6 protein-coding genes are annotated in these 4,309 nt (G+C 32.0%); 2 read left to right on the top strand and 4 right to left on the bottom strand.

The annotated features are described in order from the left end of the window. Positions 1-108 precede the first annotated feature (108 nt). From CIK00_RS20915 to CIK00_RS20900, 4 genes are all read right to left on the bottom strand, one after another. Positions 109-1,512, bottom strand: coding sequence for an undecaprenyl-phosphate glucose phosphotransferase (locus CIK00_RS20915; protein WP_101770456.1), 1,404 nt, complete (start codon positions 1,510-1,512; stop codon positions 109-111). 332 nt (positions 1,513-1,844) lie between these two features. Beyond that, the gene (locus tag CIK00_RS20910; RefSeq protein ID WP_101770454.1) at positions 1,845-2,135 is read right to left on the bottom strand and encodes a molybdenum cofactor biosynthesis protein; all 291 of its coding nucleotides are present in this window, start codon (positions 2,133-2,135) and stop codon (positions 1,845-1,847) included. Positions 2,136-2,345: 210 nt separating this feature from the next. After that, positions 2,346-2,879: a molybdopterin adenylyltransferase gene (mog, locus tag CIK00_RS20905; protein WP_101770450.1), complete on the bottom strand. Its 534-nt coding sequence runs from the start codon at positions 2,877-2,879 to the stop codon at positions 2,346-2,348. Positions 2,880-2,998: 119 nt separating this feature from the next. Then, positions 2,999-3,445: a methyltransferase family protein gene (locus CIK00_RS20900; protein WP_167388594.1), complete on the bottom strand. Its 447-nt coding sequence runs from the start codon at positions 3,443-3,445 to the stop codon at positions 2,999-3,001. Between the two features lie 136 nt (positions 3,446-3,581). Here CIK00_RS20900 and CIK00_RS20895 point away from each other — a divergent pair, with 136 nt between their 5' ends. Both CIK00_RS20895 and CIK00_RS21395 read left to right on the top strand, forming a co-directional pair. Beyond that, entirely contained in the window at positions 3,582-3,968 is a 387-nt protein-coding gene (locus CIK00_RS20895) for a M48 family metallopeptidase (protein ID WP_101770443.1), read from the top strand. Positions 3,969-4,054: 86 nt separating this feature from the next. Further along, on the top strand, positions 4,055-4,195 hold the full coding sequence (locus CIK00_RS21395; RefSeq protein ID WP_167388593.1) for a hypothetical protein: 141 nt from the start codon (positions 4,055-4,057) through the stop codon (positions 4,193-4,195). The last annotated feature ends 114 nt before the right edge of the window (positions 4,196-4,309 follow it).

The following is a 4,309-nucleotide window of genomic DNA, read 5'->3' as shown; positions in this document are numbered from 1 at the left end:
AAATACGGGTATAGAAAAGCCTTTCTGAAATTGGATTGAATTCTTAGGCATAACGTCACTCCTATACTTCAATATATTGAAGTATAGGAGATAATTTAACAGTGGCTGTTAAATAGTGGTAATCAGGTTAAAGATTGTTAATAAAATAATCTTTAAATCTTTTGATAATGTCCAATTTTGAATATATTGTAAGTCATACTTAATACGCATCTCCATTTTATCTAGCGTATCAGTTTCACCACGGAAACCTTTAATTTGAGCAAGGCCAGTAATACCAGGTTTAACCTTATGGCGTAACATATATTTATTAACCAAAACTCGATACTCTTCATTATGTGCTACAGCATGTGGTCGAGGGCCAACAATAGACATACTACCTTGTAACACATTAAAAAATTGGGGTAATTCATCTAATGATGTTCTACGAATAAAAGCACCAAATTTAGTTACACGAGGATCATTTTTAATCGCTTGAGTAACAACTGTGTCATTTTCCATTACGCCCATCGAACGAAATTTCCAGACTCGAATTTTTTTACCGCCTAAACCATAGCGATCTTGTTTAAACAATACTGGACCTGGAGAACTACGCTTTACGCCAATCGCGACAGCTATCAATATTGGTAAAATTAATAAAATAATGACAATGCTGATTATGATATCTTCAATACGCTTCAACATTGCTCCCATACCTTCAAATGGCGAACTAAACACACTGAATGTTTGAACATTATCAATAGTACGGATTTGACTTACCTTTAAATCATAAGTATACAAATCAGGAACGATATATGTTTCAACAATGGTATCCGATAACAATTTTAAAACTTTTTGAATACGTTTTTTTGCTACCATTGGTAAGGCAATATAAACTTCATCAATTTCATTATTTTTAACTAACTGTACTAATTTATCTATATTTCCACGAAGTTGTGCTTTTGATAAATAACCAAACCGATTAAGATCACGATCATCAAAATAAGATATTTCAAATTTTTGGTAACGAATATCTTTTCTTAATGCATGCTCAATAGCAATACCACCTTTAGTCATTCCTAATATTGCAATTCTTCTAATTTTCCCTTCACGCCTTAAGAATTCACGAATAGCATAAATAACCAAACACTTAATGATAATCATGCAACTAATCGATAATATCATCCACTGCCAAACAACAGCATAAGTTAAATTTATATTATTAATACCATTAAACTCATTCAATTGTTGACATAAAATATGCCATACAATAAATGATAAACAAAAAGTTAATAATGTTTTTAATATCGAATGATAATAATTTTTACGGACAAATTCTTTATACAATCGACAATATTCACCAATAAGTAAAAAAATGACAGAAAAAAGAAAACTAGCACCTAAGCCAATAGCCGTTTCACTGACATCATGTAAAGATATAACAAAGGTCAATAGCATATTAAGTAGTAAAAAATCACTGGCTTTTATTAATATAGCGTAACCGTCATCTGCTATTTTTATAGTTTCTGTTTTCACCGTTTAAATCACCTTCTAACACTATTCGTTTCATAATTCATACTTGCCTAAATAGTGCTCTGTAGTAGATATATAGACTTATGTAGTAATTATACTGTAAAAACTTCAAATACAGTCAATTATTTGACACGATCACTATAATAAAACATTCTAATATTGGATTAAATAGCAAAAAATTGACAGAGAAATAACACAAAAAAATAACTAACTTTTTTATTAAAAGCTAAAAAATCATTAATGTAAGGCGATGATGGTTTGTATAAACATGGACACACATTTTTCAATGAGTAAAAACATTATCTATTTTATTTTTACTCATTAAAAATTTATAACTAAAGAACACTTGATGACTTACGAGAATAATTTTTCATTAATAATGAACCAATAATCGCCATACATATTCCTGCAAGTAAAACAACAAAATTTTTATGTTGGTCGACCGCTAATATATTTTCTGCATATGTATTATGATACAAATCAGAGCCAGCAAGATTAAGAAATGCTCCCATTTCAGTAAATATATGCTCTTGACCAATCATGCCACTTAATGACATAACACTCCATAGCAGAGAAATAACGCCTAAAGAGACAGAAATAAAACCCCAACTTTGTTTAACATCCATATTCAAACCTATGCATTAACGCTTTTATGCTGCTAATAATGAAATTTTGATGAGAATATTACAAATAACAAATAAAAACAATTCACAAGGTAAAGGTTATTAATATTTCACTGACTTTTATTTATTATTTTTGTGACCTCTATTCAATTTATCTTCAATAAACAAAAAAGCGATACCGAAGTATCGCTAAATAATATCATTTAAAAATAGTTATTTGTTTTTAGGACGAAAGGGTTTAATAACATCTTCATTACATGTTAAAAATGGGCCATTCATTAAATCAATACAATATGGAATAGCAGGAAAAACGGCATCTAAACATTCACGAATAGATTTTGGCTTACCCGGTAAATTCACAATTAAGCTATCACCGCGTAATCCAGCCGTCTGACGAGATAAAATGGCTGTTGGTACAAATTTTAATGACTCTGTGCGCATTAATTCACCAAAACCAGGCATCATACGATCACAAACTGCTTCTGTTGCTTCAGGTGTAACATCACGCTTAGCCGGACCCGTTCCACCCGTTGTCACAACCAAACTACATTGCTGTATATCTGTCATCTCAATTAATGTTGCTTCAATCACATCCTGCTCATCAGGAATGACTTTATAGACAGGCTCCCACTCAGAGGTAAGATAATCATTTAATGTATCAATAATTGCTTGGCCTGAAATATCATCATAAATACCAGCACTTGCACGATCACTAACGGTTACAATACCAATTTTTGCTTTACTCATGTGTTGCCTCATTTACTTAAAATCAATCTTACATTGAATAATAACATTTACGTCTCTATCCATTGCTACCCAGTGTATGAAAATCAACAAGCAGGTGAAAGCTTAAATACAGTTAATCATCAAAACCATCGTCTTACTCGATGACAATATCGAGCATACTCTTCACCAAACAACTGCAACAATATATTTTCTTCTGGCTTTATCTGATAGTGATTAACCACTAACATAAATATAACGATACCCAGTATTGTTGATAATTCCCCATAAATAAATATTGCGGCAATTAACACGAGTAGCAAACTGACATACATTGGATTACGACTATATTGATATATTCCACGAGTAACTAATCGGGCTGTTTGTTGTGGTAGAAAAGGGCTAATCGTTGTATCTGATTTAACTAAGGCTAATACCGCTAAAAAACCAACAACTATCGCAATTATAATGAGTAGTATAGCGATAAGCCATGATGGCTTAAATTGCCACAAAGGGAGTAAGTAAGTGCATACATACATAATGAATAATGCAATCAGCGTTAAAACTGGTGGTGGTATTTTTAAGTGCACAGTTATCATCCTTAGTTACTGATATATTTATTTTTCCACTTTAACTCAACTTATCACTGATGCTATCAAATAATAAGGTTGCTTCAACAGTAGTCACCTTATAGCATGAGTCTTTTGGTTAAGAGTCATATCGGTCATGCAACAACTCAAATATATTCAAGGTTATCCTGCTCATCTAGTGGATCAAGTTCAGCAATTAATAGATAAAGACCAACTCAAAACATTGCTTCTTAGCCGTTACCCTACACCACATACCATTAAAACAGAAAAAGCCCTTTATGATTATGTTATTGAATTAAAAAATCAGTATTTAAAAAAATCAGCCCCGATCAGTAAAGTCGGTTACGACAATAAAATTAATGTTATAAATCACGCATTGGGCCTACATACTTTTGTTTCACGTGTACACGGCAATAAACTTAAAGCAAAACATGAAATCAGAATCGCTGCCGTATTTAAAGATGCACCATTGCCCTTTTTACGCATGATTGTTGTTCACGAACTGGCTACCCTTACAGACTAGTGTCGAAAAAATACTCACACACTATTGCAATTCTGGAAAAATAATACACAGTTATATAAACGGTGTTCATTTAGATAGGGTGCATAATGGCTAAATTGATAGTGTCTCAGAATGTATTCACCGATAGCTCTCTAACGTTTGATTCATCATCTCATCCTTTTTTTACACCGAATGGAAAAAATTTAGGTTGTTTACCTACTCTTTATGGACAAGATGTTGTGGCTTAATGAACTTGTACACCTAAATAGGATAAAATACTCTTAATATCAAAATGGTGTACATAATGAAAAAAGCTCGAACAACTTATTCAGTCGCATTCAAACACGATGCTGCTAATTTAG

It is taken from the genome of Photobacterium carnosum, from assembly GCF_002849605.1.
GTDB lineage: Bacteria > Pseudomonadota > Gammaproteobacteria > Enterobacterales > Vibrionaceae > Photobacterium > Photobacterium carnosum.
This window is presented reverse-complemented; position numbering and strand designations above follow the sequence as displayed.